The 15,796-nt window shown below is 44.5% G+C and carries 12 protein-coding genes; 7 read left to right on the top strand and 5 right to left on the bottom strand.

The features are described from left to right. Positions 1–255 precede the first annotated feature (255 nt). Together QUA77_RS12820 and QUA77_RS12815 are read right to left on the bottom strand one after the other, a co-directional pair. Positions 256–2,178, bottom strand: coding sequence for a response regulator (locus tag QUA77_RS12820; protein WP_333450404.1), 1,923 nt, complete (start codon positions 2,176–2,178; stop codon positions 256–258). Between the two features lie 202 nt (positions 2,179–2,380). Beyond that, positions 2,381–3,667: a chemotaxis protein gene (locus QUA77_RS12815; RefSeq protein WP_333036808.1), complete on the bottom strand. Its 1,287-nt coding sequence runs from the start codon at positions 3,665–3,667 to the stop codon at positions 2,381–2,383. 590 nt (positions 3,668–4,257) lie between these two features. Here QUA77_RS12815 and QUA77_RS12810 point away from each other — a divergent pair. The 3 genes from QUA77_RS12810 (at position 4,258) to QUA77_RS12800 (ending at position 8,041) form a co-directional block, all read left to right on the top strand. Next, entirely contained in the window at positions 4,258–6,804 is a 2,547-nt protein-coding gene (locus QUA77_RS12810; protein WP_333450403.1) for an ATP-binding protein, read from the top strand. 120 nt (positions 6,805–6,924) lie between these two features. After that, positions 6,925–7,290, top strand: a complete 366-nt coding sequence (locus QUA77_RS12805) for a four helix bundle protein (RefSeq protein WP_333450401.1) — start codon at positions 6,925–6,927, stop codon at positions 7,288–7,290. 73 nt (positions 7,291–7,363) lie between these two features. Beyond that, positions 7,364–8,041 (top strand): N-acetylmannosamine-6-phosphate 2-epimerase, encoded by a 678-nt coding sequence (locus QUA77_RS12800; protein ID WP_333450399.1) that lies wholly within the window; start codon positions 7,364–7,366, stop codon positions 8,039–8,041. A 212-nt stretch (positions 8,042–8,253) separates the two neighbouring features. On the opposite strand, the gene QUA77_RS12795 is transcribed toward QUA77_RS12800, so the two are convergent. Then, positions 8,254–8,613: a phage holin family protein gene (locus tag QUA77_RS12795; RefSeq protein WP_333036800.1), complete on the bottom strand. Its 360-nt coding sequence runs from the start codon at positions 8,611–8,613 to the stop codon at positions 8,254–8,256. 214 nt (positions 8,614–8,827) lie between these two features. Between QUA77_RS12795 and mrdA the strand changes: the two genes are divergently transcribed. Continuing rightward, on the top strand, positions 8,828–10,642 hold the full coding sequence (mrdA, locus tag QUA77_RS12790; protein ID WP_333450397.1) for a penicillin-binding protein 2: 1,815 nt from the start codon (positions 8,828–8,830) through the stop codon (positions 10,640–10,642). A gap of 96 nt (positions 10,643–10,738) precedes the next feature. On the opposite strand, the gene QUA77_RS12785 is transcribed toward mrdA, so the two are convergent. Then, positions 10,739–11,479 carry a Uma2 family endonuclease gene (locus tag QUA77_RS12785; protein WP_333450395.1) on the bottom strand — a complete coding sequence of 247 codons (741 nt, stop codon included), beginning with the start codon at positions 11,477–11,479 and terminating at the stop codon, positions 10,739–10,741. A gap of 308 nt (positions 11,480–11,787) precedes the next feature. After that, positions 11,788–12,819: a hypothetical protein gene (locus tag QUA77_RS12780; protein WP_333450393.1), complete on the bottom strand. Its 1,032-nt coding sequence runs from the start codon at positions 12,817–12,819 to the stop codon at positions 11,788–11,790. 103 nt (positions 12,820–12,922) lie between these two features. On the opposite strand from QUA77_RS12780, the gene QUA77_RS12775 reads away from it, so the two are divergent. From QUA77_RS12775 to QUA77_RS12765, 3 genes are all read left to right on the top strand, one after another. Next, entirely contained in the window at positions 12,923–13,858 is a 936-nt protein-coding gene (locus tag QUA77_RS12775) for a metallophosphoesterase (RefSeq protein ID WP_333450391.1), read from the top strand. A 172-nt stretch (positions 13,859–14,030) separates the two neighbouring features. Next, on the top strand, positions 14,031–14,918 hold the full coding sequence (locus tag QUA77_RS12770; RefSeq protein ID WP_333450390.1) for a DNA adenine methylase: 888 nt from the start codon (positions 14,031–14,033) through the stop codon (positions 14,916–14,918). A gap of 2 nt (positions 14,919–14,920) precedes the next feature. Next, positions 14,921–15,796: type II restriction enzyme (locus QUA77_RS12765; protein ID WP_445302075.1), on the top strand; the 876-nt coding region annotated here is incomplete at its 3' end.

The following is a 15,796-nucleotide window of genomic DNA, read 5'->3' as shown; positions in this document are numbered from 1 at the left end:
CTAAATTAGCCTGTGTTCTCGATCGGTGGGCAAGCCTCAATTAACAGCACCGCATTGGAATCACACAACCTAACAATCCCAAGTCTTGGCTAAGGCTTGCTGATTTGTTTCGGACACGCACTGCATATTTGCTCCTAGTTATCCCATTTAAAAAAAAGAATACAACTATAGGTACGTGATCGAAAGCCATATCTTATCAGTCATTCCCAGTTCTTCAATTCTTTAATTCTTTAATTTTTTAAATCTAAAATGGGATTAGCGCTGTGCCTGAGCCAGTCTGTTTCTGAGTTGAGTCCGCTCCAAACGATTCAGGAGGCGAGCAATTAATTCCGGTTTCACGATCGGCTTGTTCACGTAGTCGTCAGCACCTGCGACAAACATTTGGCGCACGATTTCCGACTCGGAATGAGCTGTCAAAAATAGCACGGGGAGCTTGCTCCAGCGCAAATCGTTGCGAACTGCCAAACACAGCTCGATACCGCTGTAACCGGGCATCTCCACATCTAAAATTAGCAAATCCGGACAAGTTGTTTCGAGTACCTCCCAGAACTTTTCGGGATCGTCCAATGTTGTTACTTGAAATCCCCAAGGTTGTAGAATCACTTGCAGTGCAGCCAATAGATGCACGTCATCGTCTACCACCATAACTTTAGCTTCAGCAGGGCCAGTCTGGTCGAGTAGTTGGGCGACTGCTTTGAGTATATCTGCTGGGGGGATAGATTTGTGTAAAAAGCCCGAAGCTCCCAAACGAGCAACTTCTATTCGATCGCTCAATTGATTGTGCCCGCTAAAAACCATCACCGGAATTTCGGGCTTTTCACTGCGGAGTTCGGCTAGGAGAGAAAGTCCGTTTTCCTGAGATCGGGAAAATGTCAAATCCAGCAAAATCGCGTCGGGAGGCTGTTGAGAAATTGCATTTCTTGCCGCTTGCGGAGAGTTGGCGATTTCTATCTGGAAGTCGGAACCGGATGCTACTGTTTTCAGTTGCTCGCTCCCAAAAGTATCATCATCAACAATCAGCATTCGGCGCTTTTGGGAAACCGCAGGAACCAAATCGCCTTCTGGTTCGGCCGACGGGCGATCGAATATCTGTTTGAGCTGATGCAGAAATCCCTCAATCTGCTGAGCCGTATCCGGTTTCCAGATGTTTTCAGTTTTGAACAAATGTTCTATCTGGCGCGCAACTTCTGAACCTTTTGGCAGCCCTAGAGTTCCCAAAGAACCAACTAATTTGTGAGCTTGGGCTTGGGCTTCCTGGCGCACTTCGCCCTCCAAGCTTCCGTTTTTCAGTTGAGCGATCGCGCGATCGAATATCGCCACCTTTTCTATAAAATTAGCTTTTAAATTTCCCCGCATTTGGGCAATCGCATTCAAGACTTTGAGACGGCGCTCGTCTTTGTTTAATTCCTGGATCGACCCGCTGGATTCAGTAGATAAAGTCTCTTGAGTTTTAGCAGTTTCTGCCGTTTCCTGCCCAACTTGTTGGCTCTCAATCTCCTCCGGCAGACTTTTGAGCCGATAGCCCAATCCGTAAACGGTTTCCACTAAATCTACAGTCATCCCGGCTGCTTTCAGCTTCTGCCGCAGCCCCTTGATGTGAGCGGTAACGGCTTCTTCTTGAGGAAATTCGCCGGCCGACCAAATGCGATCGAGGATGGCGCTGCGACTGAAAATGCGCCGAGGATTTCTCAGGAAAAGTTCTAGCAAATTGTACTCTTTGGGAGTCAAGTGCAGGACTTTTTCGGCATAAGTTACTTCCGTAGTGTCCGGGTTGACTTGCAGTTTTTCCCAGGTCAAATTTGTACTCGACAAAGTTGCCTTACCCCGGCGCAGCAAAGCCCGAATTCGAGCGATTAATTCTTCCAGATTAAAGGGTTTGACCACATAATCGTCTGCACCCGCCTCTAAACCTTGGACTCGATCGTTGCTGCTATCTAGCGCTGTCAGCAGTAAAATCGGCATTTGGCAGCCGGACGATCGCAATTTTCGACACAAACTAATGCCGTCGAGTTTAGGAATCAGCACATCCAAAACAATCAGGTCGTAATCGTATGCCTGCACCAAATGCAACGCTGTTTCACCGTCTGCTGCCGCATTCACATTGTAATTGTGAGAGTTCAGCGCTTGAGTCAGCAAACTGACTGTAACTGTGTCATCTTCTACCAGCAGGATTTTCATAAACGTCACCTGTCCTTCCAACTATTTTTGGAACTTTTTATCGGTTTTTGGGGCTAATTAAATAGCCTTTTTACAACTGAATTTAAAAATTTCCTACCTTCAGTATAACAAATAGTATTCTGGAAATAGAATAATTGTAAATTATTATTTTTATTTTATTTGTTTGCCTCTCGAAATATTTCATTATATTTGGGCTGGGATTTTATGGCTTTTTGGACTTCAGCGCCTGCTGAATTTTTTGAATCAGATATTGCGAGGAATCTTGATGTTTAACTAAGTCTTCCAACTCGGAAACCGTGACTTCGGCTTGTTCACTCTCTCGAACTAAAGAATCAGCGGTAACACTTTTTATGATTCCCAAAGGTTCTTGGATAGCGGTCAATGAATTGAATTTTTTTTCCGCTATTAATTCTTCTAACTCTAACAGGGCCATTTCTGCGCGATCGATCTTGATCGTCACGGATTTAGCCACATTAGCACCTGCTCTTGCTGCCTCCGTGAGTTCGTGAACTCGAAGTTTAAACCGGCTGGCAATTTGCTCCATTTGAGTCCCCAATTCAAAAGTTTTACTTGCCAGCCTGCCAATTTCTAGACTCACTTTGCTCAGACCGCTGGGCTGACTTCCCATTTGATTGGTAACTACAGCCACCTGTACTGCTAAATGCCTGACTTGTTCGATCGCCTCCCGGATGGTTCGGGAAGTGCGGTTAACCGTTTCTAAATCATTAGCTATGGCTTTGCCCACGCCCAAAATTTTATCTGTATTGTTGCAAATAGAATTAGCACCTTGAAAAGTAGCTTGAAATGCTTGGCGCCCTTCCGAAGAAATCAGTTTCGCAATCCTCACAAATCGCTGATTCATTTGAGCAATTTCTTCAGCTTGTTTGATAAGTGCCACTTGCTGGGAACTAGGATTGGCATAGGACTTTTCTGTTTGACGTTGGTGGATTTTTAAAAGCTCATTACATTCGTGAACCTTAGCCTGTTCTTGTTGAAGTAGCGCCAAATACTTGTGTCTTTCTACTCGGTATTTTTGAATAACTTTGTTAGCTTGCGCTAAAAGTTTTGACTGGGCAATCACCAGAGTATGAACGTCCAAAAGGTGGTGGCTCTGGTCTTCTCTTACCACAATAATCGGTTCATAAACCAAGTCTTTGTGCCTGTTGAAAGACGCTTGCACGGCATCGTCAACTTTCCAGTTTGCCGAAAGCAGCAAAGGCGGAATTCTAATAAAATCTAACAAGGCTCGAATCGGGTGTGACCCGTAAAGTTCTACGCGATCGGGAAAACTCATTTGCTCTCGAAATTTGACGCGAGAAATCATGCCCAATACCTGTGATTCATGGGTAATAATGACTCCCGGCAGCTCGGGTTCTTGCTCAAATCTTTCAGCCACTACCTGTCCTAGAGTTGCAGCGCTCACTTGGAAGTCGTGACACGGCAGATGTCCGATCGTGAAATCGGGGGTGAGTTGAGTTGGATTGCTCATTTACCCGGATAGTGTTAAGTACAAGTTAACAAATTATATATTAATATTATACTGGAATAAGATTGTTGAAAGTAGTCAACGACCCAGCACGGAAGTGACTGGGCTTCGCGCCTAAAACTTCATTTTCAGTTGACCAGCCTGACAGTAATGACACCAAGCGGATACGTAGCTAGTCCCCTGTTCTGTCGTTAAGGGTTAAACATTTTTATTTGGGTTAAGGACGTGCCATTAGCCGAATCAGCTCAGAAAACAAAGGCGCGTGCTAACTTCACCCCAGCAATGGGAGTGGAATTGCTTAGTTTCAATCAACAACCCGGTTCACAAACACCACCAGAAGCGATCGATTATACAGCCGTATCCCTTCCCCCCGTTTCCTCCTACCGCTTTCGCGCTCGTAAAGCGCTGAAGCGGGGGTCACTCGCCCAGAAGAAAGAGGACAACTATAGGGAGAAATTAGCTCTCTGGCTCCGGGGCCTTCTATTACCTACTTTCTGACTTTGGATCGGCCGCGCCTGCTGTTCCCCAGGTTCCGCCCTCACAACAGGGGAATTCATATTTTGTTCTTTAAAACAACCGGGAAAATATCTAGATTGAAACCAAAAACCTTACATCGGACTTTGCCACTAGCAACCTTTGAGGCTGCTTACCAGTTGTTACAGCAAATGGCTGAAATCCCAGGGGCGATTTGGCTGAGCGACGATGCGATCGCTGATTCTCAAAATCTGGACAATTCGTCGGAAAGGTTTGCAGCAGTGGTATCAGAGCATTTTAGCGCGCTGCTGCGGGGCAATCTATTAGATGAGTTCGCAACAAACGGAAACAAGCACAGCGAACAAAATCTCCATTCGCAATTGAATGTGCAGTTGACTTTCGACCCCGGGGCGATCGCCAATTTCCTGTCTCCCCTCGCAGACAAACTCGCAGAAATAACGGGCGCACCCTCGTGGAAAATTGACATTCGCGCCCTCAAACAAGCAATTAAAAATATACAGCCCAACTCGGCAGTTCTTCAAAGCGAATTCACCCTAAATTTGCTGGATATTCTCGCTGCCAATGCCAGCCAAAATAATCACCTGCCCCTACACAGCCAAACAGAAATAGAGGGAAAATCCGCGCCCAAAGTTATAGATCCAGAAACGCTACAAAGCCAGATTGCTGAAGCCGTCAATCAATTACAAATTGCCAGTCCCTGCATTTCATTTTGTCAGCCAGTAGAAGATGCTTTGCAGCAACAGCTTGAACAAGAGCGACTTTTGAATCAGGTCACAACTCAAATCCGCCAGACTCTGGAATTGCCTGTAATTTTGTCAAAAGCAGTCGAGCAAGTGCGAGAGTTTTTGGAGGTCGATCGCCTGTTAATTTATCAATTTGAAAAAGTTCCTGCGCCGCACAAGGGCGAGTTAGCTAAAGAAATACCGGCAGCGGTTTCTGGGTCTGGCGAAATCCCCGAAAATTCCGGGTCTTACTTGTATTTAGGTCGCGTTACCTACGAAGCTTTAGCCAATGATGGTATCTCGTCTGTACTAAATTTTAGTGAAGACGCGCAGTGTTTTACCAATGGAGTCATTGACCGAGAGAAATATCGCAAAGGTTTGGCTTTGTGCGTTGCGGATGTGGAAACAACTTACTCTTCGCACCCTTGTTTTTTAGAGTTGATGCGGCGGGCGAAGGTGCGGGCGAAGTTGCTAGTGCCGATCGTAGTTCAAGACGACTTGTGGGGGCTGCTAATTGCCCACCAGTGCACTTTTCGCGAGTGGGAAGAAAGCAAAAAAACATTTTTGCGACAAATAGCAGAACATTTGGCGATCGCCATTTACCAAGCCGAACTTTATGCACAAGTCCAGCAGCAAAAGCGCACCTCAGAACAGCGCGTAATAGAACGCACGCGAGAACTGCGCGATGCACTGGTCGCCGCCCAGTCTGCCAGCCTCGCTAAGAGCGAATTTTTGGCAGCTATGAGCCACGAATTGCGGACTCCTCTCACTTGCGTCATCGGCATTTCCGACACGCTACTGCGGTGGTCTTACGGCAAAGTTGGCAGTAAAGAAGTGCCAGTGCAAAAGCAGCGGCAGTACCTGCAAACTATCCGAGACAGCGGCGACCACTTATTAGAATTAATTAACGATATTTTAGATTTATCGCAAGTAGAAGCGGGAAAAGCAATATTAAAAATTAGTGAATTTTCACTTTCTAAATTAGCTTCTCAGAGCCTGCACGCCCTCAAAGAAAAAGCTGCGGCTAAGGGCGTGGAACTGCTGCAAGAACAACGGATCAAACAAGAGTGCGATCGCTTCATCGCTGACCCCCGCCGCTTGAGACAAATTCTCTTCAATCTTTTAGGAAATGCGATTAAATTTACTCCCAAAGGCGGGCGAGTCATCCTGCGAGTTTGGGTGACAGAAGATAAAAATCGAACGCCGGCAGTGCGGCAGCCCGGTACTGCACCTGCAGGCAGCACCGCTGTTTTTCAAATCAAAGATACCGGCATTGGAATTCCCGAAAATCAGCGATCGCTTTTGTTTCAAAAATTCCAGCAGTTGGATTCCCCGTACCGCCGCGAATACGGCGGCACAGGTCTGGGATTGGCTTTAACTAAACAGTTAGTAGAGCTTCACGGCGGTGCGATCGAAGTCAGCTCTACAGTTGATGTCGGCTCTACTTTTACGGTTTTTATACCCCTCCAAACTTTCAGCAAAGATGAATCCACAAAATTTACATATGAAAAATCGAATTCATCTTTACCGCTGCATTCTTCCTCGTGGGGCAGCCTCGTACTCGTCGAAGAAGATGAAGAAACTGCCATGCTGATTTGCGATATCCTGACAGCAGCAGGACTGCAAGTGGTGTGGATGATTGAAGGTTCGGCTGCCGTGGAACAAATTGAACTTTTGCAGCCGAATGCTGTGATTGTCGATATGCGTTTGCCCGGTATGAATGGCTGCGAAATAATTCACCAACTGCGCCAAAAACCCGCTACTGAAAATATCAAGATTCTAGCTTTAAGCGCTAATGAAATTCCGCCAGATCAGATATCTTTTGTGACGGCGGGAGCTAACGAGTGTTTGGCTAAACCGATTCACCCTGAGCAATTGCTGGACAAAATTATTTCTTTAATGGCCGGGATTGGTAATGGGTAATTGGGCATGGGGCATGGGGAATTGGGCATGGGGCATGGGGCATGGGGCATGGGGCATGGGGCATGGGGCATGGGGCATGGGGCATGGGGCATTTCATATAATTGAGTTTTTGAGGTAATTATGGGAAGACCTGATTTTGAGGAATTAGAGGTTTATCAGTTGGCGGAAAGTTTGGCGAATCAGATTTGGGAGATGGTAAAAAAATGGGATTACTTCACAAAAGATACGATGGGCAAACAGATAGTTCGGTCTGCTGATAGTGTCTGTGCTAATATTGCTGAAGGAAGAGGTCGTTATAATGATCAAGATAATCGGCGTTTTGTAAAAATTGCGAGAGGCTCTTTGTACGAAACAGTAAACTGGTTAAGATTAGCCTATGCTAGACAACTTATCACCAGCGAAGAAGTAAGCAAATTTAAACCAATTATCGAGAAATTACTACCAAAAGTTAACGCTTATTTGAGTTCAATAGGGCACAGGGAATAAATTACAAAAAAAGCCCAATGCCCGATGCCCGATGCCCGATGCCCGATGCCCAATTCCCCCTTCTCCATTCCCCATGATTAATTGTCAAATTCCTACAGGATTAATTGTTTCTTGTCAAGCACCTGCTGATTCGCCGCTGCACGATCCGATCGTAATTGCGGCAATGGCGCGAACCGCCATCAATCGAGGTGCATCGGGCGTGCGGATTGACACTCCGGCTCACATTGCAGCGGTGCGAAAACAGATATCCGCTCCCATAATTGGGATTTGGAAGCAGCAATTGCCGGGATGCGAGATTTATATTACTCCTCGGTTTGAAGACGCGCGGGCGATCGCCGCTTCTGGAGCCGATATTATCGCCGTTGATGCTACTCTGAGAAACCGTCCTGCTGGCGGCGAAGACTTAAAGACATTAATCGCGCGAATTCACAGTGAATTGGGCAAATTAGTGATGGCGGATGTAGATACAATAGAAGCTGCGATCGCGGCAACCGAAGCTGGTGCAGATACTGTAGCAACTACTCTTTTTGGCTATACTGCCCAGACGGAAAATTTCTCGCCGCCGGGATTTGATTTGCTTGCGGAAATGGTAGAAAAGCTTAAGGTTCCCGTTATCTGCGAAGGCGGGATATCGGGGCCGGAAATGGCTAAAAAAGCCTTGGATTTAGGAGCGGTGGCTGTTGTTGTGGGGACAGATATTACTGGGATTGATCTTAAGGTGACAGCCTATAAGTCGCTGATGGGGAAGTAAGTTCGCCAACGGATTTAACGGATTTAACGGATTGAAGGCAGTTCGGCAACCGATTATTTAACGGATTTAAGCAATGTAACGGATGTAACGGATTGAAGGAAGAAGGGAGAAGAAATATTCGGCGATAGAAATGGCTTGTAGGCAAAGGAAACGCACCAGCTAAGGGTGGGAAATAGCGGGCGATTTCCATCGCCCTTTATCAGGGGAAGTTGCTAAATCAGTGCGCCGTTGATAAAGCTGCTAACTACAGCTAAGGCGATCGCCCCCAGTACCGCGCTCCAAAGGCCCATCCGCAAACTAAATCCTTCAACTAACTTCGCAGCCGAGGCAAAAACAATCACGTTCATTACAAAAGCAAACAGGCCGGAAAGCAATCCCAGCGTCAGTAGGTTCGGTACGAAAAAAACTGCTTTTAGAATTGGCAAAATTAAAACATTCAACATTCCCAAAACCGCAGCGGAAATTACTGCTTTCGGTGTGCTGTCAATTTCTACGCCGATCGGCAGTTGAGAAATCAGTAGCAAGCTGCTACCTGTCACCAGCCAAGCAATCAAAAAATCGATCGGTTCCACAGCGCTCGTACCTCCTTAACAGTTGAATTGTTAAAAAAACCTGATATTTAACATCTACCTTAATCAAACAATCCGGCTGATTCGTCTGCCAACAGGCCGAATTTATGTCTGTCACTAAAGAGTGAGAAGTTCCAATCGCTGCATTTTCTGCCAAATGATCCGGATGGGAACCGTATCAACCTGTTAGTTGAATAAAAAGAGCAGATTAATTAATATGGCTGGCGATTTTTCTTTTAACTCTAAAATCAGATTCGACAAAAAAGCCTTGGACAACCCTGCACGGCAAGGCAGCCGATCGCTCCAAGTTATGATTTTTATGCTGCTCGTCACTACCTTGGTGACGCTACCCATATTTCGTCTAGCCGAACTGCAACTGGTACAGGGAGCCTACAACCGACAGCGGGCGGAAAATAACCGCATTCGCCCTGTTTCAGTCGCAGCCAATCGCGGTCAAATTTTAGACCGCAACGGCAAAATTTTTGCTGCCAGCCGCGTATCTCGATCGGTATATGTGTGGCCAAAAGAGCGATCGGCTAAGGAGTGGCAAGAGATCGCTGCTACACTGGGCCCGATCGTCAAACTTCCCGCAGCCGAAATTGTCAAAAAAATCGATGCAGTTGGCTACAGATCAGCCCTGCCAGTGCGAATTAGTAAGGATATCGATGTGGGTACTTTCGTGGCGTTGGGAGAACAAGCTAATACTTTGCGGGGAGTTGAAATTCGCGTAGAATCGAGCCGAGACAATCCCAACCAGCAATTAGCAGCTCACCTTTTGGGATACGTCGGCGAAGCTAGTTTAGATCAATTAAAAGCTAATCCTGCATATCCGATGGGAATGATCGTCGGTCAAATGGGAGTTGAAAAATTAGCCAATTCAACTTTAGAGGGCGTTTGGGGAAACCGTTTAATCGAGGTAAATGCTAAGGGCGAGGAAATCCAAGATTTAGGTGTAAAAGATCCTATTCCCGGCAAACCGGTGCAGCTAACTTTAGATTTAGATATGCAGAAAACTGCGGAAAAAGCTTTGGGCGATCGCCTTGGTGCCGTTGTAGCGATCGACGTGAAAACCGGAGCTCTTTTAACAATGGCTAGTTGGCCGACATTTGACCCCAATATTTTCACCCGCAAGGTGACTCAAAAAGAATGGGATCGGCTGCAAGGGCCAGACAAACCATTTTTAAATCGGGCAGTTCAAGGCTATCCTGTCGGCAGCACTTTTAAGATTGTAACTTCTGTAGCCGGGATGGAGTCGGGCAAGTTTTCTCCTGACTCGACTTTGGTAAGTTCTGCTTCAATTAACATCGGCGGAATTTCCTTTAACGAACACGGCGCCGGTTACGGCGTTATCGGTTTCCGCGATGCTTTAGCCTACAGCAGCAATACGTTTTTCTATCAAGTAGGTATGACTGCTGGGCCGGAAGAAATGGCAAAATGGGCTAAAAAAATGGGCATTGGCGGTACTATTAATTTAGATCTTTTGGGGATAGACGGCGCCAATCACGGTCAAGTTCCGATACCAGCCGAGAAACAGAAAATGTATGGGGAAGATTGGTATGTGGGCGATACGGTAACAATGGCGATCGGTCAAGGTTTGGTACTTTGTACTCCCCTAGAATTGGCAGTGATGGTGTCAACTATTGCCAACGGTGGTTGGCGAGTGCAGCCACATTTGTTGGCTTCTCAAACCAATACGCCTGTTACTCAAAAAATTTCAACAGGTATTAAGCCGGCAACTTTAAATGTCATTAAACAAGGATTGATTGAGGTGGTGAAAAAAGGTACAGGCCGCGGCTTGAATGATGGTACTATTCCTTTAAGTGCGGGCAAAACTGGAACGGTGGAAATGCCCGGTCATCCTGACAATTCTATGTATGTGGGTTTTGCTCCTGCTGACAAACCTGAAGTTGCGATCGCAGTTATAGTTGAAGGCGGTGGATATGGTGCTGTATCGGCGGCACCAATTGCTCACGAGGTATTTAGAACCTATTTTCAAAAGCAGGGTTTTAAACCTACTAATAAGCCTCTATAGTCATTAGTTAATAGTAGACTGTTGACTGTTGACTGTTCTCATTTTGTCCCATACTTCGATCGCACTTTTCTTGATATCTTGGAAAAGTGCGATCGATCAAAAATTTTCCCCTACCAATCGTCTCACTTCCACGGTCGATAAATTCATCATTTGCGCCACCTGTTCCAGACCCACTCCAGAATTTAAGAGTTGAGTTACGAGCTGGCGCAATGTTGACTCCGCCGCTAGTCGTCCCAGGTTTTCTTCCTTGTGAGTCTTCAAAAACTCACCCGTTTGAGGAGATCTAAACCTCAATTCTCCTGAAATTAGATGCAATTCCAGTCCCAGCACTTCACTGAACAACCACAGCGTATCGAAAGCGATATTGTTGGCTGCAATCGGCTCATACTGATTGTTTATCAAACGTACTCCCTGTAAAATCGGATTTAGGTAATCTCCCGACGGATCGTACTGAAAATATTCCCTAACTCCCAAAGCCCGATAAATTTCCGGTTTAGTTTCTTGGTCTTTCGTCTGAGTTGTTTCGGAAGTAATTTCTAACACAAAATCGGGAGTAATTCCCCCTTCTTCCCAAACTTTATAATTATCCCTTTTGCGGTTGGCAACTCCAAACACCACATAAACATCCGGGGCCACAACTGCCTGGTTGTTCCCTTCTTCATAATATATGAAAGAATTGGCTGATACGTAAACATCAGAACGTTCTTGAAAATAAAGCTTGACAGCTTCTACGCTGTAAGTCATGTAATCGCGCGTGATGTCGCTTTCAGCCATCGGCTCTCCGTCGCTGCTGGGATATTCAATTTCTAGTTGTTCGGCTTGAGTTAAAATTGTCATTTTTCAATTTTCCTCAAAGTTATTAATTTAATGCCGGGTAAATATGCGTTCTAAGGTTTTTAGTGAGAACTGCATTCCTAGTAGTTTTATGAGGACTGAACTCTTCACTACAAAACTATTTAATTGTGGTCGTGACTCCTGAGATGATATGATTTAATGCTAGCATTCTGTCGGTACTTTTAAAAGTTAGATATTCATCAAAAAAATCAACAGCCGTAAAGGACGCAGGGAGCACGCTAAATAATTAGGTTATGCGTCCTGGACTTTAAGGCTGGTAAGATGCTGTACAGATACAGACTATTTAAAGTCTAATTAATCCCTCTCTCTAAAATAATCATTTCCGAACCAACAACCGGACTTCTAGCTATTAACTTGCCTTCCATATTCGCAATTTCTAACTTGCTGAAATCGAGTGAGTTAGCCTCCTTCCACATCTTGGTTGCTAGTTGATTTTGCTCAACTACGCTGAGCTTGTACCAATCTTCAGCGACTTTTACTGTCAAAATGCTGCTGGAAAAATTAGCTTGAACAGACTCAACTAAACCGCCGCCCAGTCGATTCTTAATGTCAGTAACTTGATTTTGAATCGCAGCAATCAGAGACTGTTCGGGCGTCAGCGGTGGCGGTGGGATAATTTCTACTGGTTGCGGTTTTTCTGGAGCCACTAAATCGGGCAACTTGCTTTTGAATTTAGCAGAGATTGGCTCAGACGGTGCGATCGCCTCTGGGGATTTCGGCGTTCCCGACGCCATAAAATCGTCAAAGGTTGGCGACGACTGCTTGGCTTCTGGCAAAGACACTTTTGCTACTTTCTCCGGCGGTTTTGCCGAGAAACTGTTGAGAGTTAAACCGACTGCAACGATCAGAATGGCTGCTATGGCGGCGTTTAAAATTGGATCGGACAGCTTCTGGTTCGTAGATGGTGGCAGTAGCGATCGCACTAGCCGTACAATACTTTGCCAAAGTACACCGACGTTCTGTAAAAAGCTCCCTTCCCTGCGTTGGGATACAGGCTTTTTATCAACTTTTACAGCAACTTTTGGCGGCACGCTGTTAACTTCTGCTGCAACAGCGGGAGGAGTTACTGTTGCTGAGTCAGAAGCGGTGGGCGCGATCGGCTTTACTTGCTGCAAGGGGGGTTCGGCTGGTAATTTTTTGCCTTTTTTTCCCAAATTCCCAATCGATGCCATCAAAGTTTTGATTCTCTGATTTTTGGGAACCGCGCTGCTGGCATTTTGAGTTTTGCTGCCAGTGGGGGCAGACTTTGCAGCCGAATCAACCTCCGGTTTCGGAGATTGAGAGGGTTCTGGAATTGACTGGTTTAGTTGTTCTTCTGACATTTTCTCTGCCTTGGGGCGTTGCAAATATATCTAAAAGCGATAAATTTTTAGTTGAGCCATCTCAACCTTAATTTATCATTTTATTAGTTGTAACCGAATCCAAATGAGCATCAAACGCCGTCACTTTCTAATTTTAGGCAGTCTCAGCAGCTTAGGTTTTGCCGGAGTCTGGAAAATGTTTCAGCTTCGGACTTCCTGGGGTACAGACACCGATGCGGCTGTGGCTTCTAACGTTGAGTCAGAAAGGGCGATCGTCCCTTTGCCGGCCTCTCCGCCTATTTTACGCTTTATTTCGGTAGCCGACACCGGTACCGGCGCTGAAGGTCAGTATGCTGTCGCTGAGGCGATGGCGCAATATCACCGGGAAAACCCTTTTAATGTTGCTGTTCTCGCCGGCGACAATATCTACAATAACGGCGAATTTGAAAAAATTAATGCTGTTTTCGAGCAACCTTATGGGCGGTTATTGCAGCAAGACGTAAAATTTTATGCTTGTCTGGGAAATCACGACATCCGCACTGGTAACGGCGACCAGCAAGTTAAATATGCGGGTTTTAATATGCAAGGTCGCTACTATACTTTTCGGCGCGACCCGGTACAGTTTTTTGCTTTAGATACCAATCACAATGCTGACTGGGAAAATCAGCTTGTTTGGCTGGAAAAAGAGTTGAGTCAGAGCACCGCACCTTGGAAAGTTGTGTTCGGTCACCACCCGATTTATTCCTCTGGCGTGTACGGATCGGATCAATCTTTTATTAAGACTTTGACGCCTTTGTTTCAAAAGTACGGCGTGCAGCTTTATATCAACGGACACGAGCACAGTTACGAACGCACTCGCTCGATTAACGGTACGACTTATTTAATTTGCGGGGCTGGCGCTGGCACTCGTCCGGTGGGGCGTTCTGAGTGGACGGAGTATTCTGCTAGCCGCCTGAGTTTTGCGACGTTTGATGTCTATGAAGACCGGATGTTTGTCAGTTCTATCGGTACTGACAAACGGGTTTTTGACCGAGGGGTGATTCAAGTGCGATCGGCTTAATTCAAATTGTTTTCCCAGACGTATCAGATGAATAGATTTATGTCAAGGTGCTTTTGTCGCTATATTTAAGTGCGACTTACACCTTGAATCCATATCACCCTTTCCTCTTGACTTGAACTAAAATTCAACTTATAATGTATTGTTATTTGATAGTAGCGTTAGAGGCATCTGAGTGAAAAGCGATACGTTAGTAAGAGGGAAAAATCCGTTAGTAAGACCTTTCTTGAAATGGGCAGGAGGTAAAAGACAATTATTGCCAGAAATTGGTAAGTATGTTCCCAAGCGGATAAGCAAACATACATACTATGAACCTTTCATAGGTGGGGGCGCACTCTTGTTTGAGTTACAACCCCAAAAAGCTGTTATCAATGATAGCAATAAAGAACTGATTAACTGCTATAAAGTAATCAAAGACTCCTTAGATGAGCTGATGGAGGAATTAAGCAAGGATAAATATAGCAATAGCGAAACGTCTTATTATGAGATGAGAGACTTAGATCGTTCAACGAAAAAATATGCAAGTTTGTCGGAAGTGGAAAAAGCAGCACGAATCATTTATCTAAATAAAACTTGCTATAATGGTTTGTTTAGGGTTAATTCCCAAGGTCAGTTTAATGTTCCGTTTGGTAAATATAAAAATCCCAATTTTTTAGATGACGCTGTTTTAAGAGCCGTGAACAAATATTTAAAGAGCAATGATATCACGCTGTTAAATCAGGATTTTGCAGAGGCTGTTAAAGATGCCAAGAGAGGAGATTTTGTTTATTTCGATCCTCCTTACGATCCTGTGTCGGAAACAGCTTCTTTTACTGGATATGATGTGAATGGCTTTAATAGAAACGAACAAGAACGACTAAAAGAAGAGTTTGACGCTTTACATAAAAAAGGTTGCAAGGTAATGCTGAGTAATTCTTGTACGGATTTTATTCTGGATTTGTACAAGGATGATCAGTATACAATCATAAAAGTTAGGGCAACGAGAAGTATCAACTCAAATGCCTTGAAAAGAGGTATGGTTGATGAAGTATTAGTTGTGAATTATGAAATTCAGGATAAATAAATATGAGTAAAAGCCAGAAAACTGCCAATGACAAAGCTTGGGAAATATTATTTGAAAGGCATAAGATATTAGAAGAGGTAGAGAAAAATGGTTATTTTGAAATAGCATCTGGTCAAATTAATCAAGAAAGAGAAAGCAGGCTGATGGCAAAGTTCGATCACTCGGTTAATTTGCCAGATATCTTTCGAGACAATCATCTATCCATATTGCCAATTTCTCGTTCTAAATACGTTATTGGGAAGTTTGATACACACTTTGAAGTTAAATATGATAGTGAAATTGAAGTGATTCCTTTTGAGTTTCCTTCCGGGATAGAGAGTATAGATTACACAAATTTATATTCAGAAAGTTCCGCATTGCACTGTGCATTTAATATCGGTATTATAGATGATTTATTCGGAGAAAAAACAGCTTATACTGTTTCAGGGAGAATGTCTACAGAGTCCTTTGATTTTAATATTATAAATTCCTTCGCTAATAAACCCTATTCAATCAAGGTTAAAAATTCTCAGTGTGAGATAGATGCGGGATTTGAAAGTAACAACTATTTTGTCTTGATAGAAGTTAAGAACTATGCCATTGACGATTTTTTGATTAGACAACTTTACTATCCCTACAGATTGTGGTCAAAAAAAATGGCTAAAAAAGTGATTCCCGTATTGATGACATACTCTAATGACATTTTTAGCTTTTTTATTTATGAATTTAGAAACGATGAAAATTATAACTCTCTGAAACTGAGACAACAAAAGAATTATACGATCGCTCCCGAAGAAATCCAACGGAGTGATGTCGATCTGGTAAGCTGCTACGCAGCTAAACCGGATAAAATAGCATTGCCTTTATTTTTGATTTTTCGCTCCCATTTAATAACCATT

This window comes from Microcoleus sp. K5-D4, assembly GCF_036704575.1.
Taxonomy (GTDB): Bacteria; Cyanobacteriota; Cyanobacteriia; order Cyanobacteriales; family Microcoleaceae; genus Microcoleus.
The sequence above is the reverse complement of the archived record's forward strand: the minus strand, read 5'-3'. Positions and strand labels throughout refer to the sequence as shown.

Coding starts and splice junctions, on each gene's coding strand:
- QUA77_RS12800 (WP_333450399.1), top strand. CDS start 7,364: ATGATTAATTGTCAAATTCCTACAGGATTAATTGTTTCTTGTCAAGCA.
- QUA77_RS12780 (WP_333450393.1), bottom strand. CDS start 12,819: ATGTCAGAAGAACAACTAAACCAGTCAATTCCAGAACCCTCTCAATCT.
- mrdA (WP_333450397.1), top strand. CDS start 8,828: ATGGCTGGCGATTTTTCTTTTAACTCTAAAATCAGATTCGACAAAAAA.
- QUA77_RS12805 (WP_333450401.1), top strand. CDS start 6,925: ATGGGAAGACCTGATTTTGAGGAATTAGAGGTTTATCAGTTGGCGGAA.
- QUA77_RS12820 (WP_333450404.1), bottom strand. CDS start 2,178: ATGAAAATCCTGCTGGTAGAAGATGACACAGTTACAGTCAGTTTGCTG.
- QUA77_RS12815 (WP_333036808.1), bottom strand. CDS start 3,667: ATGAGCAATCCAACTCAACTCACCCCCGATTTCACGATCGGACATCTG.
- QUA77_RS12775 (WP_333450391.1), top strand. CDS start 12,923: ATGAGCATCAAACGCCGTCACTTTCTAATTTTAGGCAGTCTCAGCAGC.
- QUA77_RS12785 (WP_333450395.1), bottom strand. CDS start 11,479: ATGACAATTTTAACTCAAGCCGAACAACTAGAAATTGAATATCCCAGC.